This is a genomic window from Embleya sp. NBC_00896, assembly GCF_045207785.1.
Taxonomy (GTDB): Bacteria; Actinomycetota; Actinomycetes; order Streptomycetales; family Streptomycetaceae; genus Embleya.
Window position 1 is genome coordinate 2,392,056 of the sequence record NZ_CP108776.1, and the last position, 17,979, is coordinate 2,410,034.

Sequence of the window (17,979 nt, forward strand, 5' to 3'; positions counted from 1 at the left end):
GTTCACCGGGCATCGGAAAGCTTGCCGCGCAGTTGCAGCACGGCCTTGGTGTGGATCTGGCAGGTGCGGCTCTCGGTGACCCCGAGCACCTGGCCGATCTGGGACAGCGTGAGGCCCTCGAAGTAGTAGAGCGTGACGACGGTCTTCTCGCGTTCGGGCAGCGCGTTGACGGCCCGGGCGAGCAGGTGCCGCATCTCGCGGCTCTCGGCCACCTCGACCGGGTCGTCGGCGGTGGTGTCCTCCAGGGTGTCCACGAGGCTGAGCCGGTCGCCGCCGTCCTGCCCGGTGTGCAGGAGTTCGTCGAGCGCCATCACGTTGATCAGCGAGAGCTGGCTGAAGATCGCGTGCAGGTCCTCCAGGGCGATGCCCATCTCGTGGGCGACCTCGACCTCCGAGGGCGTGCGATTGAGCTTGGCCTCCAGGCCCGCGTACGCCAGTTCGACCGCGCGGGCCTTCTGTCGGACCGATCGGGGGATCCAGTCGAGCGCGCGCAACTCGTCGATGATCGCGCCGCGGATGCGGCTGATCGCGTACGTCTCGAACTTGATCGCGCGGTCGAGGTCGAACTTCTCGATCGCGTCGATCAGGCCGAACATTCCGTACGAGACGAAGTCGGCCTGGTCCACGTTGGCCGGAAGACCGACGCCGACGCGCCCGGCGACGTACTTCACGAGCGGCGAGTAATTCAGGATGAGGCGTTCCCGCAGGGTGGGATCCCCCGAGCGCTTGAAATCGCTCCAGAGGTTCTCCAGCGCGCGGTTGGAAGCGCCACCGTCCTCGACGGTGACGGCCGGTCCGTTCTCGGACGCGGCCGCTGTGGCGCTCTTACGCCCTGGGGTGTGCTTGGGCATACGTGGCCTTGAGTCGTTCCACGGAGACGTTCGGGTGAATCTGGGTCTTCGCGAGCGTAGCGTGACCGGACGACTCCTGAACGCTACGAAGATCCGCGTCACCCTCGATCGGATGGGTCGCGTCGTCGCGTCGCGGTCCGCGCGGGCCGGGATCGGGCGCTTCGGGCGCGCCGGCGCGCTCACACCGGGCGAGTGCGCCCACCGCGCGCCGGCCGAGCCGGGGGCGTGCGGGGCCGACCGCGGCGGATCGGCCGCGGTCGGGGCCGTCGGGCGCGGCCGATCGGCGGTGATCCACCGATGGCGGGCGCGCGGGGCGAGCGAGGCGATCGTCGCCGTGCGCGCCCTCGCGCCCCGACCGAGCATCCGCACCACGGCGCGCGCCCGGTCGCCGTCGGCTCGATCCGGCCCGACAAGTTCACCCGCCCGGGCGTCCGTCGCGCACGGCGCCGCCGAAAGCACGAGGTCGCGGAGCCGTACGGGCGTGTCGGCGGGGGCCGGGAGGGCTCCGGCGGCCGGATCGGGGGCCTCGGGGCGGTCCGGGCGGGCCAGGCCCGGTCCGGGGCATCCGGGTGGATCGGGCCACGCCGTCTGGTGCCGGGCTTCCTGGGACGCGCTCTCGTCGGTCACGGGGTACCGCACCTCCTCGAATGGGCCTCCTCTCACGGTGATGATCATTGCCGCCCCAGGTCAAGCACCGCCACGGCGACGCCACCCCTTCGTGGTGCGATCGAGGAGCCCGCGGCCCGCCAGGACCGCGAGGTGCCGCCGGGTCGCGGTGGGCGCCACGCCCGCCTCGCGGGCGATCACGGCCGCCGGCAGCCCGCCCCGGAACGGCACCGCGTCCAGGACCCGCCGGGTCTCGAGGGCGAGGTCGTCCCCGGGCCGCACCGGGCCCAGCAGCGGCGGCGCCAGGTCGTCCCCGATCGCTCCCACCTGCTCGATCACCTCGGCCGCCCGGGTGACCAGCACCGATCCCGGCTCGCGCAGCAGCGCGTGCACGCCGGCCGACTGCGGCGAGCCGATCGGCCCCGGCACCCCCATCACGTGCCGCCCGAGCAGCGCGGCCCGCCGGGCGCTGATCAGCGCACCGCTGCGCACCGCCGCCTCGACCACGACGGTGCCCCGGGTCAGTGCGGCGATGACGCGGTTGCGCTCGATGAACCGGTATCGGGTGGGGTGGCTGCCCGGTGGCAGCTCGGTGACCAGCACGCCCTCGTCGGCGATCCGGGCGAGCAGCCGCTCGTGCCCGCGCGGGTAGTTCACGTCGATCCCGCACGCGAGCACCCCGACCGTGGCGCCGGCCGCCACCAGCGCGCCCCGGTGCGCGGCGCCGTCGACCCCGTAGGCGCCCCCGGAGACGACCGTCCAGCCCGCCTCGGCCAGGTCGGCGGCCAGCGTCGCCGCGACGTGCGCGCCGTAGTCGCTGCAGGCCCGCGCGCCCACGATTGCCACCGAGCGCACGGCCGCGAGCCGCAGCGGCACCGCGCCGCGGACCCACAGCCCCAGTGGCCGCGCGTCCCCGAGGTCGTCGAGCTGGGTGGGCCACCCCGGGTCGCCGGGAACCACGAAGGCGCCGCCGAGCGCGGCGATCCGCGCCAGGTCCTCCTGCGGGTCGCGCGCATCGAGCCGGACCCGGTAGCCCGGCGGGTCCCGGCGGGCCAGCTCGACCGGCAGCGCGCCCTGCCCGCGCAGGTCGCGCAGCAGCCGACCGGCGCCGTGCAGGCGCACCGCGAGCCCGAACACCGCGTCCCCCGGCTCCACCAGCCGAGTCAGCGCCGCGCGGGCCACCCGCTCCTCGGCGGCGTCCCGCTCCGCCGGGTCCGGAGCGGGCCACGGCAGCACGTCGGGCCCGGTCACGGCCCACCCTCCCCGCTGCCGGCGTCGGCCGGCGGGTCGCCCCGCACGATCCCGGTCCGCAGTTCCAGGGCGGCGTCCACGTCGGCCCGGCTCGGCCGATCGTGGCCACGCAGATCCGCGATCGTCCAGGCGACCCGCAGCACCCGGTCCAGGCCGCGCGCGGTCAGCAGGCCGCGCTCCATGTCCCGCGCGGCCCGGTCGAGCGCGTCCGGCGCGACCGCCCAGCGCGTGCGCAGCTCGCGCCCGGGCACCTCGGCGTTGACCGACCACCCCGTCTCCGCCAGCCGCCGCCCGGCCCGCTCCCGGGCCGCGCGCACCCGCCCGGCCACCACCGCCGACCGCTCCCCGGCACCCTCCGGCGCGAGCAGCTCGGCGCGCGAGACCGCGTCCACGGTGACCCGGACGTCGATCCGGTCCATCAGCGGCCCGGACAGCCGGGACAGGTACTTGTGCCGCATCAGCGACGAACACGTGCAGTCGAGCCCACGCCCCGAGAACCGCCCGCACGGGCACGGATTGGCGGCCATCACCAGCAGGAACCGGGCCGGGAAGCACACCATCCCGCCGCTGCGCGCCACCGTGACCGTGCCGGACTCCAACGGCTGCCGCAGCGCGTCCAGCACCCGCCCGCTGAACTCCGGGCTCTCGTCCATGAACAACACGCCCCGATGCGCGAGCGAGACCGCGCCGGGGCGGGGCATGCCGTTCCCGCCGCCCACGATCGCGGGCATCGTCGCGCTGTGGTGCGGCGCGCAGAACGGCGGCGTCGTCACCAGCGGCAGGTCGGGGCGCAGCGTCCCGGCGATCGAGTGCACCGCACTCACCTCCAGGGAGGCCGGGCCGTCCAGCGGCGGCAGGATGCCGGGCAGCCGCTCCGCCAGCATCGTCTTCCCCGCGCCGGGACTGCCCAGGAGGAACAAATGGTGCCCACCGGCCGCGCACACCTCAAGGGCCCGGCGGGCCCGATCCTGGCCCGCGACGTCGGCCAGATCGGCCGGCTCCGCCCCGGCCGGCGCGGGCCCCGCGAACAGCGCGCCGGCCACCGCCAACGGATCGGGGCCGAGGCCGATGTCGGCCACCGCCCGCTCCTCGGCCGGCACCGGCTCGCCCCGCAGCAGCGCCAGCAGGTGCCGCAGCGACAGCACGCCGTGCACCGTGACCCCGGGCACCAATTCGGCCTCGCAGGCCGCGACCGCCGGCACCACGACCCGCGTGCACCCCGCCGCCGCGGCCGCCATCACCGCCGGCAGCACGCCGCGCACCGGCCGCAGCCGGCCGTCCAGACCCAGCTCGCCGACCATGACCAGGTCCTCGATCGCGCGCGGGTCGAGCACCCCCGCCGCGGCGAGCACGGCGGCCGCGATCGGCAGGTCGAAGCCCGAGCCGGTCTTGGGCACGGTCGCGGGCGACAGGCCCACCGTGAGCCGCCGCTGCGGCCACTCCTCGCCGCTGTTGACCACCGCCGCGCGGACCCGCTCGCGCGACTCCACGAGCGTCTTGTCGGGCAGTCCCACCAGCGTGAACGTGGTGACGCCCGGTTCCAGATCGGCCTGTACCTCCACGACCACACCGTCCACCCCGACCAGGGTGACCGAGCGCGTGCGCGCGAAGCCCATGGTCAACACACCCCTCGGACGTGTTCGACGTGCGCGGCCCCGCTCGCCGCGGGCACCACCGCGACCAGGTCGATCCGCACCTCGCGCCCCGGCGGCCCGCCGAGCGGGTGCGCGAGCAGCCAGCGCTCGGCGAGCACCCGGAGCCGCTCGGTCTTGACCGCCCCGATCGCCTCCAGCGGATGCTCGAACCCGCCCGCCCGCCGGGTCTTGACCTCGCACACCACGAGCGTGGGCCCGTCCCGCGCGACGATGTCGATCTCGCCGTCCCGGCAACGCCAATTGCGGTCGAGCACGGCCATGCCCTGCTCGACCAGGTACCGCGCGGCGACCCGCTCTCCGTACCGCCCGACCGCCCCGTTCCGCGACCGCCCCGGACGCCCGCCCGCACCACCCGTACCGATCCCCACAACGACCACCTCCGGCTCCGACGATGTCGGAGCCGGAGGTGTCGAGCGCGAATCCTAGGCAGTCTGTGGACAACCCGGCGGTTGTGGAAAAGCGGGATCGCTCAGCTGCCGAACCCTTCGTTCCCGGCGGGCATCTCGAACTCGCTCTTGGTCAGTTCCTCGACGTTGACGTCCTTGAAGGTGAGAACCCGGACATTCTTCACGAAACGTGCGGGTCGATACATGTCCCACACCCACGCGTCCGCCATGGACAACTCGAAGAAGACCTCCCCGTCGGCCGACCTCACGTGCAGCTCGTACTGGTTGGTGAGGTAGAAGCGCCTTTCCGTCTCGATGACGTACTTGAAGAGACCCACGACGTCGCGGTACTCGCGGTAGAGCTGCAGCTCCATCTCGGTCTCGTACTTTTCGAGATCTTCCGCACTCATGCGCGCCCCTCGCTCCTGCGCTTCGCTGTCGTCTCCCATTGTGTACCGGCGGCCCGCAGGACCACCGGCGCACCATGGCACAACCGTCCCGACCACTCCGGCGCCACGCCGAACTCAGTCGTTCCACCACTCGAACGGCTCGTCGATCAGCTCGCCGGCCAGGAAGGCCGGAAGCAGTTCGGGCAGCCGCCCGGGGTAGAAGCGCACCGGCGCGGCGGCGATATCCGCCACCGGCCACCAGAGCGCCTCCTGGTATTCCGCGAGCTCGTCGGCCGTCCACTGCGACCGGTCCTCGCAGACCGCGGGGGCCGACTCGGCGACCCGAACCAGGACCACGAACTCGTGCTGTACCCGCCTGTGCCCCGGTCGTACCCACGTCACGCTGCGTCGCCAGGTCGGCGGTCCCACGTCGCCGGGCGCGATCCGCAGCCCGGTCTCCTCCAGGATCTCGCGCACCGCCGCCTCGACGTAGGTCTCGCCGGGGTCGAGCCCACCGCCCGGCAGGTCCCACCAGTCCGACGGATCGGATTCCGGCACCCGGGTGCGAAACAGCAGCACGCGGTCGTCGGGGTCCAGCAGCACGACGCGCACGGCGCGCCGTTCGAGGTCGGGGGCCAGGTCGGCGGGATAGTCCGGAACCGGCTCCGGCACGTCCCCGGGCCATGACACGGATTGAGTCGTCATCCACGGATTGTGCCCCGAACCGCGAACGGCCGGATCGCCCGGGATCGGGATCCCGGGCGATCCGGCCGTTCGCCGGGGCCGATCCTCAGGCCGGCGGCGCGCCCGAGGCGTCGCGCGTGGACACCCGCGCCGCCGGTGCGCCGGCGCGTCGACGGCGCCACAGCACGAGCGGTACCGCCCCGACGAGCCCGGCCGCAAGCGGCGTGTTGCCGATCACGTCGAGCCCGAGCCCGGGCTGGTCGAACGTGCCCGGCACGCCGAGCCCGTGGATCCGGTTGAGCGGCCACACCACCGTGAACGCGCGCCCGATCACCTGGTCCTTGTCGACGGTCCCGCCGCCGTCCTGGTCCATGTGGTAGCGCGAGTCGGAGGAGTTGTCGCGGTTGTCGCCCATCAGCCAGATCCGGCCCTTGGGAACGGTCACGTCGAACGTCTTCGTCGACGGGGCCACCCCCTTCTTGAGGTACGAACTCTCGTCCAGGGGCTTGCCGTTGACCATCAACCGGCCCTGCGCGTCACAGCACTGGACCCGGTCGCCGCCGACCCCGATGACCCGCTTGATCAGGTCCTTCTCGTCCGCGGACGGCATCAGGCCGACCCACGACATGCCCTTCTGCAGCCCGCGCACGAGGGCGTTGTCCGACTGCTTCGGGGCCTCCTGGAGCCAGTTACCCGGGTCGTGGAAGACCACGACCTGACCGCGCTCGGGCTCGGCGCCGAACCACGGCGAGAACTTGTTCACCAGAACCCGGTCGCCGACCTTGATCGTGTTCTCCATCGACTCCGACGGAATCGAGAACGCCTGGACCAGGAAGGTCTTGATCAGCAGCGCCAGGACGATCGCGATCACCAGGAGCAGTGGCAGTTCCTTCCAGAACGACCCCTTCTTCTTGGGGCGTTCGCCCGACGCCGAGGCGCCCTCGTCGTCGCCGGAGTCCTCGGGTTCGCCCGAGCCGCCGGCTCCGCCGGGGCCGCCGGGCCCGTCCGCGCCGGGGGGTGCGCCGTCGCCGGGACCGCCCGGTACGGGGGTCGGGCCCGCCGGCGGGAAGATCGGCGCGCTCTCGGGCGCGGCGCTGCTCCCTGGTCGTTTCACCAGATCGGGCGACTGCGAAGGGCCGCCCCCGCTCGTTGGTTCCGTCGGTGGCGCTCCGGGATCATGCGGCGCGTCGGTGGGATGCCGCTCGTGCGGCTCCCGCCCACGATCGTCGTCTCCACCAGCGGATCGCGCTCCGATCACGACTTCCCCCACGGCGCCTCCTCGTACCCGTGCAGGCCACACGGCAACCGGTCAGGGCTGTCCACCGGCCGCCCACAGCTCTGTCTTGATGATTTCCGACCCGTGCCGCGCACGTCGCCGGGTCGATGTCGACCACAAGGGTCCGGCATGCGCCGGCGCGAGCGTACACGTCGGCGTAGCAGGACCATCGGAACCGCACCCACCATCCCCATAACGACCGGGGTGGACGGGAGAATCGCAACCGACAGAGCTTTGTTCTCGAACGTATCGGGAACGGGCAGGCGATGCGCCCGCCCGAACGGCCAGGCCACCATGAACGCCCGACCGACGACGTCGTCCTGGGAGATCGTGCCCCCGAAGGGCCGATCCATATGTGCCCGCGAGTCGGCCGAGTCACCGCGGTGGTCGCCCATGACCCACAGCCGCCCCTTGGGCACGGTCACGCTGAACCGCCGCTCGGACGGCGCGTTGCCCTTGTACAGGTACGGCTCGTCGAGCGGGACACCGTTGACGGTGACCCGTCCGGACGGGTCGCAGCACGCCACGGTGTCGCCGCCGACCCCGATGACGCGCTTGATCAGGTCCTGTTCGTCGTCGGAGGGAAGCATTCCGACGAACACCAGGCCCTGCTTGAACTGCTTGAGCACCGGCGGCGGGTCGTCCGCCGGCTTCTTGTCGAGCCAGCCGCCCGGGTCCTTGAAGACCACGACCTCGCCGCGCTCCGGGGTCCACCCGAACCACGGCGAGAACTTGTCGACCAGCACCCGGTCGCCCACATCGATGGTGTGCTCCATCGAGCCCGACGGGATGAAGAACGCCTGCACGAGGAAGGTCTTGATCAGCAGCGCCAGCGCCAGCGCGATCACCGCGAGCATCGGCAACTCGCGCCACAGCGGCACCGGCTTCTTGTCCTTGCGCCGCGAGCGCCGTCCGCGCCGACGCCGCGCGTGGGTGCCGACCTCGACGGAGGGCGCCGCGATCGGCGGCTCGACCTCGCCGACCGCCACCGCGCCCAGAGGCGCCGGGGACGCGGCCGGGACGCTCGTCCCCGCGGGGTTCGCGGCCGCGCGCGCCGCACGGGGCGACCCCTTGGGCTTGCCGCGTTTACCCACGGCGGTCGAAGTCCGACCGCTCGAAGGTCTTCGGTCGATCCGTGCCCTGGATCCGGCCGAACGGCCAGATGATCCACTCCGCGCGCCCGATCACCCGGTCCTCGGGCACCATCCCGCCGCCCGGGTCGCCGAGATGGTCGCGCGAGTCGGCAGAGTTGCTGCGGTGGTCGCCCATGACCCACAACTTGCCCTTGGGCACCTCGGCCTCGAACGGGAACTTCGAGGGTTGGTCGCCCGGATACAGGTAATCGCCCTCGTCGAGCGGGACGCCGTTGACGGTGACCCGCCCCTGCGCGTCACAACACTTGACGACGTCACCGCCGACCCCGATCACGCGCTTGACGAAGTCGCTGTCGTCGGGGTTCGTGAAGCCGAAGATCCCGCCCAGCTTGCGGAAGGCGCTCGACACCGGATTCGGTTTGTCGGCGTCGTCGGGGGTGAACGAGCCCCGCCCGTCGAACACGATCATGTCGCCGCGCCGGATGTCCCCGAAGCGATAGGCGAGCTTGTTGACCAGCACCCGGTCGCCGACCTGGAGCGTGTTCTCCATCGATCCGCTCGGGATCACGAACGGCTGGGCCACCCACGAGTTGACCGAGAGCACGATGACCATCGCGACCGCGACCAGCAGCGGCAGTTCGACCCAAGCGGGCATCCGCCGGCGCCGCCGCGGCACGGCCGCCGGCTCGTCGGTGTCCTCGGCGTCATCCGAGCTCTCGGCGTCCTCGGAGCTCTCGGCGTCGTCCGCGACGAGCACGTCGTCCGCGTTCGCCGCCGCGGATTCGGCCGCGCCCGCCGACTCCTTCGCCGACCCCTTCACCGGGTCGAAGGTGGCCACCCCGACCGGAGTGTCGGATCTCCCGGGCTCGTCGTCGCCGCCGGCTTCGTCCGAAACATCCGAAGCGCCCGACCCGTGCGCCTGCCCCGAAACACGCGAAGGCCGTGCCTCCACGACCTCGGTGGACGAGGTACCGGCGGATTCCTCCGCCGTGGAGGCACGGCCTTTGCTCTGCTCTGCGTCGTCCATCACGAACGAGCCTAGCGTCCGGGCCGCCTCGACATGGCCGAGGCACCCCGGGTGGAACGTCCGGGTCAGCGGCTCGGACGGTCCGTGCGCTTCTCCTTGATCTTCGCGGCCTTGCCGCGCAGGTCACGCATGTAGTAGAGCTTCGCGCGACGGACGGCGCCGCGGCTGACGAGCTCGATCCGCTCGATCACCGGGGTGTGCACCGGGAACGTACGCTCCACGCCGACGCCGTAGCTGACCTTGCGGACGGTGAAGGTCTCGCGGACGCCGTCACCCTGGCGACGCAGGACGAAGCCCTGGAAGACCTGGACACGGGACTTGTTGCCTTCGATGACTCGCACGTGCACCTTGAGGGTGTCACCGGGGCGGAAGTCCGGGACGTCGTCCCGCAGGGATGCGGCATCGATGGAATCGAGCTTGTTCATCTCGCGTCGCTTTCTCGCGGGTGCCACAGGTCACCCACGGGATTCGTGGTTACAAGTAGGGGGCTGCCGTCCCGTGTGGCGCTCCCCCTGTGGCAGGGGTGCCGTCCGGCTCCCGGGGAACCCGGTCCGGAACAGGACATGGCAACAGCGTCTCAGTCTGCCACAGGTGCGGTGACCTGATGAAACCGGCCGTCCCGCTCCGCCCAGCCGAGCTCGGCGAGGGTGGCCCGGTCCTTCTTGTCCACGGCCGCCGGGTCGATCCGCGCGATCAAATCGGGCCGGTGCGCGGCCGTCCGCCGCAGCGCCTCGTCGCGCCGCCATCGGGCGATCGCGCCGTGATTGCCGGACACCGTGATCGGCGGCACCGCGCGCCCGCGCCACTCGGCGGGCTTGGTGTACACCGGCCCTTCGAGCAGGTTGGCCATCGCGCCGGGGGCGAACGAGTCGTCGCGGTGCGATTCGGCGTTGCCCAGCACGCCGGGCAGCAGTCGCGCGACGGCCTCGACCATCACCAGGACCGCCACCTCGCCGCCCGCGAGCACGTAGTCGCCGATGGAGACCTCGTCCACGCGCATCCGGGTCGCGGCCTCGTCGAGCACCCGCCGGTCGATGCCCTCGTACCGGGCCGGCGCGAACAGCAGCCAGGGCTCGTCCGCGAGTTCGACCGCGAGGTCCTGGGTGAACGGCCGCCCGGACGGGGTGGGCACGATCATCCGCGGCACCGACGCGGCCGGGCTCTCGCCCTGCGCGAGCACGGCGTCGAGCGCCAGGCCCCACGGCTCGGGCTTCATGACCATGCCGGGGCCGCCGCCGTACGGGGTGTCGTCGACGGTCTTGTGCACGTCGTACGTCCAGTCCCGCAACTGATGCAGGTGCACGTCGAGCAGGCCCTTGGCGCACGCCTTGCCGACCAGCGAGACGTCGAGCGGCGCGAGGTATTCGGGGAAGATCGTGACGACGTCGATCCTCACGAGGGGTCCTTCTCCGGCTCCGACTTCGGCTCGGACTCGGACGCGGACTTCGCCTCGGACTTCGACGCGGGCGCGGATCCGGTCTTCGCCCCGGCGGCCCGCGCCGCGGCCTTCGCCTCGGCCCGCTCCGCGGCCGTCAGCTTCTTGGGCTTCGTCTTCTTCGGCTTCCGCGGCTCGGCCGCCGCCTCCCCCGGCTCGGGATCGGGTACCGCGAGCACCGCGTTCTCGGCGTCGAGCAGGCCGGGCGGCGGAGTGATCACCGCGCGCTGGTTCTCCAGGTCGATCTCCGGAACGATCTGGTGCACGAAGGGGATCATCACCTCGCGCCCGTCCGGCCGGCGGACCAGGAGCAGGTCCTGGGACGGCAGGTGGACGACCTCGGCGAGTTCGCCGACCGCCTCGCCGTCGGCGGTGACCACGTCGAGGCCGACCAGCTGGTGGTCGTAGTACTCCTCGGGGTCCTCGGGGAGTTCCGTGGGGTCGATCTCGGCGATCAGGAGCGTGTTGCGCAGCGCCTCGGCGCCGGTGCGGGTGGTCACGCCCTCGATCGTGAGCAGCAGACGCCCGCTGTGCACGCGGCCGTCGGCGATGGTCAGCGGACCGACCGACGGCGGGTCCGTCATCAGCACCGCGCCAGGCGCGAGCCGCAGCTCGGGCTCGTCGGTACGGACCTCGACGGTCACCTGGCCCTTGATGCCGTGTGCCCGGCCGATACGGCCGACGACAAGCTGCACCTACGACTCCTCAATCTCTGACGGGAAAACCGCGGGAAGAAAACCACCGGGTACCGGTGGGGCGAACCGGTCCCGGAAATGCCAAGAAGCTGCCCGGCGGATGACTCCGCCGGGCAGCTCCCGGTTGGACGTGATGTCCGGGTACGTCGTCAGCGAACCTGGTCGACGTCGACCAGGTCGACGCGGACTCCCCGGCCGCCGAGCGCGGTCACGACGGTGCGCAGCGCACGCGCGGTGCGACCACCGCGGCCGATGACCTTCCCGAGGTCTTCGGGGTGTACCCGAACCTCGAGAATGCGGCCGCGACGCAGATTGCGCGCCCGTACCTTGACCTCGTCCGGATGCTCGACGATGCCCTTGACCAAGTGTTCGAGGGCTTCCTCGAGCACCGGTCAGCCCTCGTCAGCTGCGGTCTCGGCGGCGGCTTCGCCCTCGACGGCCGGAGTCTCGGTCTCGGCGGCGGCCTCGACCTTCTTCTCCTTCTTGGCCTTCGGCGTGGTGGCGCCGTCCTTGGGCTCGTCCATCGCCTCACGGGCGGCGGCCTCGAAGAGCGACTTCTTGTCGGCCTTCTCGGCGGCGACCAGCAGCGGCGCCGGGGCCGGCAGACCCTTGTGCTTCTGCCAGTCACCGGTGAGCTTGAGGATGTGCGCGACCGGCTCGGTCGGCTGCGCGCCGACACCCAGCCAGTAGAGCGCGCGCTCGGAGTCGACCTCGATGCGCGAGGGGTTCTCCATCGGGTGGTAGATACCGATCTCCTCGATCGCCCGACCGTCACGCTTGGTGCGGGCGTCGGCGATGATGATGCGGTAGTGGGGCGCGCGGATCTTGCCCAGGCGCTTCAGCTTGATCTTGACTGCCACGAGAGTGGTGTCTCCTGCATCTTGACGTGGGTGAACAGCCGACATTCACGTGGGGACATGAGGCTCGGCTGATCGTGGACACGGTAAGCATGCGGAGAGAGGGTCCGGCAATGCCCCGGGTACTCAGCTGGCCATTCTGCCAGACTTTCCGGCCGGGTCAAAAGTCGGGCGGTCGAACGTCCCGCGGCTTTTAGAATGCAGGTCGCCCCGCCCATCACCTCTAGTCGTTAGGTCGCCACGGTCTCATGCGTTGGTCCGAGCTGTACGTACCCACCCTCCGTCAGGACCCCGCCGACGCCGACGCGGTCAGTCACCGGCTGCTCGTGCGCGCGGGATTCATCCGGCAGCTCATGGCCGGCCACTACTCGCTGCTGCCGCTCGCCGTGCGGGTGCGCGCGAAGGTCGTGGCGATCATCCGCGAGGAGATGAACCGGATCGGCTCGCAGGAGATGATCCTGCCGACGATGCACCCGGCCGAGATCTGGCAGAAGAGCGGCCGCTGGGAGGTCATGGGCGACGAGATGTTCCGGCTCAAGGACCGCAAGGGTTCGGATCTCGCGCTGGGCATGACGCACGAGGAGATCTTCACGACCCTCGCCCAGGAGCTCAGCTCCTACCGCGACCTGCCGCAGACCTGGTACCAGTTCCAGACCAAGTTCCGGGACGAGCCGCGGCCCAAGAGCGGGCTGATCCGGGTGCGCGAGTTCACCATGAAGGACTCGTACAGTTTCGACCTGGACGCCGAGGGCCTGGACCGGTCGTTCGAGGCGCACCGCCAGGCGTACGTGCGGATCTTCCAGCGGCTGGGCATCCCGGCGATCGCCGTGCAGGCGTCCAGCGGCACGATGGGCGGCAGCGGCTCGACCGAGTTCATGTGTCCCTCGGCGGCCGGCGAGGACCTCGTCGTGCACTGCCCGAACTGCGACTACGCGGCGAACGTGGAGAAGGCCACGTCCACCCTCGCGGCGATCGAGGACGGCGCCGGTCTCGATGCCCCCGAGCGGTTCGACACCCCCGGCATCAAGACCATCGAGAACCTGACCAAGGCGCACGGCGTCGCCGCCGACCGGCAGATCAAGACCCTGGTCTACGTCGTCGGCGGGCAGCTCACGCTGGTCCTGATGCGCGGCGACCACGCGCTCGTCGAGCAGAAGCTGATCGACACGACCGGCTCGACCGATGTCCGTCCGGCCACGCCGGACGAGATCAAGGCCGCGCTCGGCGCCTATCCGGGCAGCCTCGGCGGCGTCGGCGTGCAGGACCTGCCGATCCTGGCCGACGAGGCGCTGCGCGGCCGGCGCGACATGACGACCGGCGCCAACATCGACAAGGTGCACGTGCGCGGCGTCGACATCGCGCGCGACATCGCCGTCGGCACCTGGGCCGACCTGCGCGAGGTCGTGGCGGGCGAGCCGTGCCCCAAGTGCGGCACCGGTCTGGAGGTCGAGCAGACCATCGAGATCGGGCACATCTTCAAGCTGGGCTACAAGTACACCGAGGCGCTCGGCGTCAACGTGCTCGGCGCGGACGGCGAGCGGGTCACGCCGATCATGGGCAGCTACGGCATCGGCGTCGAGCGCGCGATGGCCGCCGTGGTCGAGACCCACAACGACAAGAACGGGATCGTCTGGCCGGTGGCCGTGGCGCCGTTCGAGGTCGCGGTCGCGCTCCTGGACGTCGACGACGAGAAGTCGCGCACGACGGCCGAGGAGATCTACGCCGACCTGCGCCGGCAGCGCGTGGACACGATCCTGGACGACCGCGCCGAGCGCCCCGGCGTGAAGTTCAAGGACATCGAGCTCGTCGGCATCCCGTTCCGGATCACCGTCGGCTCCCGCGGCCTGGCCGAGGGCAACGTCGAGGTCGTCTCGCGCGCCACCGGCGACAAGGCCCTGGTCCCGGTCGCCGAGGCGGTCGAGTACGTGCGCAAGCTGGTCCTCGACGCGAGCTGACCGCACACCGCCACCGACATACGCGTGCGCCCCCGCCGATTCGTCGGCGGGGGCGCACGCGTATGTCGGTTGAGCGAATCGGCCGCGGCGGGTGGAATGAGGGCATGGACAGACTCGAGGGTGCCCGGGTGGTGTTGCGGCCGGCCGTCGTGGCGGACGCCGGGGTCTTCGCGAAGATCCTCGCGACGGACGCGGTCGCGCGGTGGTGGACGTGGGACGACATCGAGGGCGACCTCACGAACGACGAGGAGTTCCACTTCGCGATCGTGCTGGGTGATCGGGTGGTCGGGATGATCCAGGCCACCGAGGAAAACGAGCCGGACTACCGGCACGCGGGCATCGACGTCTTCCTGGCACCGGACGTGCACGGCCACGGCCACGGCACGGACGCGGTGCGGACGCTCGCGCGGTGGCTGATCGCGGAGCGCGGCCACCACCGGCTGACCATCGACCCGGACGCGCGCAACGCGCCGGCGATCGCGGCCTACGCGAAGGTCGGGTTCAAGCCGGTCGGTCTGCTGCGGCGGTACTGGCACGACCGCCACGACGGCATCTGGTCGGACGCGCTGCTGATGGACCTGCTCGCGGACGAGCTGACCCGGGACTGAGACGGGCCGAGACAGTCGTTCGCAAAAGGTTATGGGCCGCGGCAAAACGGCCATTGGCGACCCATGACTTCTCTCCCCTTCGAGAACACCACGGACTTCGCGGACGCGGACCGGGGTTTCGTCGCCGGACACGTCCGACCCCGACTTCGCGATCGTCACCCCCTGACCTCCGCCCCTCGCACGGCCGCCCCGCCACGGGGGTCGGGCCGTCCGTGTTCCCGGTCGAAGATCGAGCCTTGACCTCAAGTCGACTTTAACTTCTAGGGTTTTCCCATCAGCCGATCCACTTCCCGGGAGAGCCGCCGTGACCATCCGCGAACACACTGTCGAAGAACTCGCCGCCCAGCCCGTCGGCTACTGGAGCACCGCCGCGAGCCGCGCCGTGCTGGGACGCATCCGCGCCGATCTGGGTGTCGAGCGGCTCGGGCAGCCGCACTGGTGGACGCTCAATCACGTCGCGGGCGCCCCGGGCACGTGGACCCGGACCACCCTGGCCGCGCGGCTCGACCGATTCGCCGACCCCGGCGTGGAGTTCGACGCCGTCTTCGCCGACCTGATCGAGCGCGGTTGGCTCGTCGAGCACGCCGACACCCTGACCCTGACCGACGCCGGCGAGGCCGGCCGACAACGCGCCCGCGCCCGGATGGCGGCCGGCCACGAGCAGATGCACGTCGGCGTCAGCCCCGCCGAGTACGCGGCCGCCCTGAACGTCCTGCGCCGGATCATCGACAACCTCGGCGCCGACAGCGACCTGCCGTGACCCCCGACGGGCTCGCCGACGCGCCGGCCGGCGAGGTCATCGCGAGAAACTCGTCACCAAGGCGCGAGGAAACGTCGAGAAGTAGTCATGCCTGATCAACGATCGACCACCGCGCCCGTTATCGGCTCCCGCTCACCGCAGCGTCAGTTCCGTCGGCTTCTTCGGCTGCAGCGGCTCGAACAGGTCGAGCAGGCGCGCCGCCTCCTCCGCCGTGCCGCGGACCGCCTTGGCGTCCTCGCCCGCGAACGCCCCGCGCAGGTCGGTGCGGCCCAGGTGCAACGATTCGACCGTCTCGCGCGGGAGTTCGACGACCACCGTCGCGTCCGACGGGATCTCGCGCAGGAAGCGCGCGACCCCCCGGTGGATGTGCAGCGCGATCTCCTCCTCGCCGTGCACGCCGCCGAGCACCCGCCAACCGAGCACGGCGTCGACCTCCAGCGCCTCCTCCGCGCGCAGCCGCGTCGTGTACAACTCGATCAGCCAGGCCGCCGGGATCCGGGCGACCAGGCCCCTGGGCGCGAAGACCGCCGCGAAGTTGATCAGCGGCAGGATCCGCTGGATCCGGTCCTCCAACTCGTCCGCGCTGGTCAGGTACCAGTTGCGCCAGTTGATGTTGAGCTGCGCGTAACCGAGTTGCCGAAACGACGCGGCCTTGACGGACCGCGCGTCCACGTCGTCACGGTCGATCCGGGTGAGGTGCGTGGCCAACTCCGCGGCCCACTGGTACTCGCCGGCCGCGTACGCCTCCGTCGCGGCGCCGAGCACCCGCTCGCGGCCGCCCATCAAAGCGACCGTCCGGCGCGCGTATTCGGGCCGCGGCAGCGGGTCCAGGTCGACCGGGTCGCCGCCGAACCAGCCCAGGTAGCCGAAGAAGATCTGCCGCACGGTGTGCTTGACCGTGCCGTAGTACTCCCGCGCGTAGGGCGCGTACGAGGCCAAGTGCTCGGGCAGTTCGATCGACTCGGCCAACTCGTCCGGCGTCTGGCCCTCGTTCATCCGGCGCACGGTCTGGTCGTGGATGTACTGGATGCAGTCCCGCTCGACCTCCAGCACCTCGGCGACCTTCGCCGCCCCCGACACCGGCTGACCGTGACTGGGGATCAGATGCCCGGCCCGATGCGCCCGCAGCGCGTCGATGCTGCGCACCCACTGCATCGGGTCACGGTAGCGACAGCCGCGCAGGGTATGGATGTTCGGCAGCGTCGGGCCCTGGATCGTGTCCCCGCACAGCAGTACGTCACTGTCCGGGAGGTACACGCTGATCGCGTCGTCGGTCTCGCCCGGGTTGTGGAACAGCCGCAACCGGACGCCCGCGACCTCGGTCTCCAGGGACTCCCCCACCAGCACGGTCGGCATCACGAACGAGGGCGTTCCGACCCCCGCGTGCGGACCGACCGCGTCGTTGACGCCCTCGGTGTCGGACGGCCCGAGCAGGTTGCCCAGCGAGTACACCGAGCGCAGGCCCATGATGTGCAGCGCGGGCCCGGACTGGTCGGTCAGACTGGCCAGGAAGGTTTGGTGCGCGTACACGTCCACGTCCGGGGTCGCGACCCAGTGGCTCAGCCCGTTCACGTGGTCGGGGTGATGGTGCGTCACCACCACGGCCCGGACCGGGGCTTCGGGATTGCTCAGGTGCGGGCGCAGTTCCGCCTCGATCACCGCGGCCAGGTCGGCGCCGCTGCCGGTGTCGACCACCACCAGGCCGCCGGGTCCCTCGATCACCGTCGCGTTGGCCGAGGACCAGCCCACGGCCACATGGACATGATCGGCCACCGTGTACACGCGCTTGTCGAAGTGCGCTGTGTGGGCGGCGAGTTCGGGGTGAACGGCAGGCACGACCTCGTACGTCATGGCCGGGCAGCCTGCCACGTCCGGGGCTACGAGGGAAGAATCCTCCCAGCTCCCGGCCACTCCTCGGCGGTGAGCGCGAAGCGCTCGTGGTCGCGCCAGGCACCGTTGATGAACAACATCCGCGGCGTGAACCCCTCGTGCCGGAAGCCCATCCGCCGCGCGAGCGCGATCGACGCGACATTGGCGGGCTGGACGTTGATCTCCAGGCGGTGCAGCCCGAGGCCGTCGGCCGCGAACACCCGGTCGATCACGAGGGCGAGCCCCTCGGTCGTCCGGCCGGTGCCCGCGTACGGCGTGTAGGCGTCGTAGCCCAGCGTCGCGTTGCAGAACCGGGCGCGGGTGATGTTGGCGACGTTGATCCGGCCGGCGAGCGCGTCGTCGGCCGAGTCGACCACCAGGAACGTGCGGAACACGTCGCTCTGCAACCGGATCAGGTTCGGCAGGTCGTCCGGGTCGGACGGGTTCCACGCCGCGATGTGCTCGGAGCGGCGGATCGCCGCGGCGGACGCCGGGGCGTCCGCCGCGATCGGCGGGCGGATGCCCACCCGGAATCCGGGCAACGTGTAGCGGTCCACTACGCCCGTCATCCCCGATTCCCC

At 71.6% G+C, this 17,979-nt stretch carries 19 protein-coding genes; 3 read left to right on the forward strand and 16 right to left on the reverse strand.

What is annotated here, in order from left to right; all coding sequences use genetic code 11:
• Positions 1-2: 2 nt before the first annotated feature.
• From whiG to rpsP, 14 genes are all read right to left on the reverse strand, one after another.
• Positions 3-851, reverse strand: a complete 849-nt coding sequence (gene whiG, locus OG928_RS10635; RefSeq protein ID WP_406282166.1) for an RNA polymerase sigma factor WhiG — start codon at positions 849-851, stop codon at positions 3-5.
• A 687-nt stretch (positions 852-1,538) separates the two neighbouring features.
• Positions 1,539-2,708 carry a DNA-processing protein DprA gene (dprA, locus tag OG928_RS10640; protein ID WP_406282169.1) on the reverse strand — a complete coding sequence of 390 codons (1,170 nt, stop codon included), beginning with the start codon at positions 2,706-2,708 and terminating at the stop codon, positions 1,539-1,541.
• Complete coding sequence (locus tag OG928_RS10645; RefSeq protein ID WP_406282172.1) at positions 2,705-4,324, reverse strand: YifB family Mg chelatase-like AAA ATPase; 1,620 nt, start codon at positions 4,322-4,324, stop codon at positions 2,705-2,707. Before OG928_RS10645 ends, dprA begins: the two co-directional genes overlap by 4 nt.
• Before the next feature lie 2 nt (positions 4,325-4,326).
• Complete coding sequence (locus OG928_RS10650; protein ID WP_406282175.1) at positions 4,327-4,731, reverse strand: YraN family protein; 405 nt, start codon at positions 4,729-4,731, stop codon at positions 4,327-4,329.
• A gap of 101 nt (positions 4,732-4,832) precedes the next feature.
• Complete coding sequence (locus OG928_RS10655) at positions 4,833-5,159, reverse strand: DUF2469 domain-containing protein (RefSeq protein ID WP_406282178.1); 327 nt, start codon at positions 5,157-5,159, stop codon at positions 4,833-4,835.
• A 114-nt stretch (positions 5,160-5,273) separates the two neighbouring features.
• A complete protein-coding gene (locus OG928_RS10660) occupies positions 5,274-5,843 on the reverse strand; it encodes an NUDIX hydrolase (RefSeq protein ID WP_406282181.1) in 570 nt (189 codons plus the stop codon).
• 85 nt (positions 5,844-5,928) lie between these two features.
• The gene (lepB, locus tag OG928_RS10665) at positions 5,929-6,936 is read right to left on the reverse strand and encodes a signal peptidase I (protein ID WP_406282184.1); all 1,008 of its coding nucleotides are present in this window, start codon (positions 6,934-6,936) and stop codon (positions 5,929-5,931) included.
• Positions 6,937-7,076: 140 nt separating this feature from the next.
• Positions 7,077-8,192 (reverse strand): signal peptidase I, encoded by a 1,116-nt coding sequence (gene lepB / locus OG928_RS10670; RefSeq protein WP_406282187.1) that lies wholly within the window; start codon positions 8,190-8,192, stop codon positions 7,077-7,079.
• The gene (gene lepB, locus OG928_RS10675; RefSeq protein WP_406282190.1) at positions 8,185-9,030 is read right to left on the reverse strand and encodes a signal peptidase I; all 846 of its coding nucleotides are present in this window, start codon (positions 9,028-9,030) and stop codon (positions 8,185-8,187) included. The genes lepB (OG928_RS10670) and lepB (OG928_RS10675) overlap by 8 nt, the downstream gene beginning before the upstream one ends.
• Before the next feature lie 254 nt (positions 9,031-9,284).
• Complete coding sequence (gene rplS / locus OG928_RS10680) at positions 9,285-9,644, reverse strand: 50S ribosomal protein L19 (RefSeq protein WP_406282193.1); 360 nt, start codon at positions 9,642-9,644, stop codon at positions 9,285-9,287.
• A 152-nt stretch (positions 9,645-9,796) separates the two neighbouring features.
• Complete coding sequence (trmD, locus tag OG928_RS10685; protein WP_406282195.1) at positions 9,797-10,615, reverse strand: tRNA (guanosine(37)-N1)-methyltransferase TrmD; 819 nt, start codon at positions 10,613-10,615, stop codon at positions 9,797-9,799.
• Positions 10,612-11,349 carry a ribosome maturation factor RimM gene (rimM, locus tag OG928_RS10690; RefSeq protein WP_406282198.1) on the reverse strand — a complete coding sequence of 246 codons (738 nt, stop codon included), beginning with the start codon at positions 11,347-11,349 and terminating at the stop codon, positions 10,612-10,614. Before rimM ends, trmD begins: the two co-directional genes overlap by 4 nt.
• A gap of 149 nt (positions 11,350-11,498) precedes the next feature.
• A complete protein-coding gene (locus OG928_RS10695) occupies positions 11,499-11,738 on the reverse strand; it encodes an RNA-binding protein (protein ID WP_020553237.1) in 240 nt (79 codons plus the stop codon).
• 3 nt (positions 11,739-11,741) lie between these two features.
• Complete coding sequence (rpsP, locus tag OG928_RS10700) at positions 11,742-12,209, reverse strand: 30S ribosomal protein S16 (protein WP_406282201.1); 468 nt, start codon at positions 12,207-12,209, stop codon at positions 11,742-11,744.
• A gap of 245 nt (positions 12,210-12,454) precedes the next feature.
• Here rpsP and OG928_RS10705 point away from each other — a divergent pair, with 245 nt between their 5' ends.
• From OG928_RS10705 to OG928_RS10715, 3 genes are all read left to right on the forward strand, one after another.
• Positions 12,455-14,161 carry a proline--tRNA ligase gene (locus tag OG928_RS10705; protein ID WP_406282204.1) on the forward strand — a complete coding sequence of 569 codons (1,707 nt, stop codon included), beginning with the start codon at positions 12,455-12,457 and terminating at the stop codon, positions 14,159-14,161.
• A 104-nt stretch (positions 14,162-14,265) separates the two neighbouring features.
• Complete coding sequence (locus OG928_RS10710; protein ID WP_406282207.1) at positions 14,266-14,769, forward strand: GNAT family N-acetyltransferase; 504 nt, start codon at positions 14,266-14,268, stop codon at positions 14,767-14,769.
• Positions 14,770-15,073: 304 nt separating this feature from the next.
• Positions 15,074-15,529, forward strand: coding sequence for a MarR family transcriptional regulator (locus OG928_RS10715; protein WP_406282210.1), 456 nt, complete (start codon positions 15,074-15,076; stop codon positions 15,527-15,529).
• Between the two features lie 132 nt (positions 15,530-15,661).
• On the opposite strand, the gene OG928_RS10720 is transcribed toward OG928_RS10715, so the two are convergent.
• A complete protein-coding gene (locus OG928_RS10720; RefSeq protein ID WP_406282213.1) occupies positions 15,662-17,380 on the reverse strand; it encodes an alkyl sulfatase dimerization domain-containing protein in 1,719 nt (572 codons plus the stop codon).
• Positions 17,381-17,406: 26 nt separating this feature from the next.
• Positions 17,407-17,967 carry a GNAT family N-acetyltransferase gene (locus tag OG928_RS10725; RefSeq protein WP_406282216.1) on the reverse strand — a complete coding sequence of 187 codons (561 nt, stop codon included), beginning with the start codon at positions 17,965-17,967 and terminating at the stop codon, positions 17,407-17,409.
• Positions 17,968-17,979 lie beyond the last annotated feature (12 nt).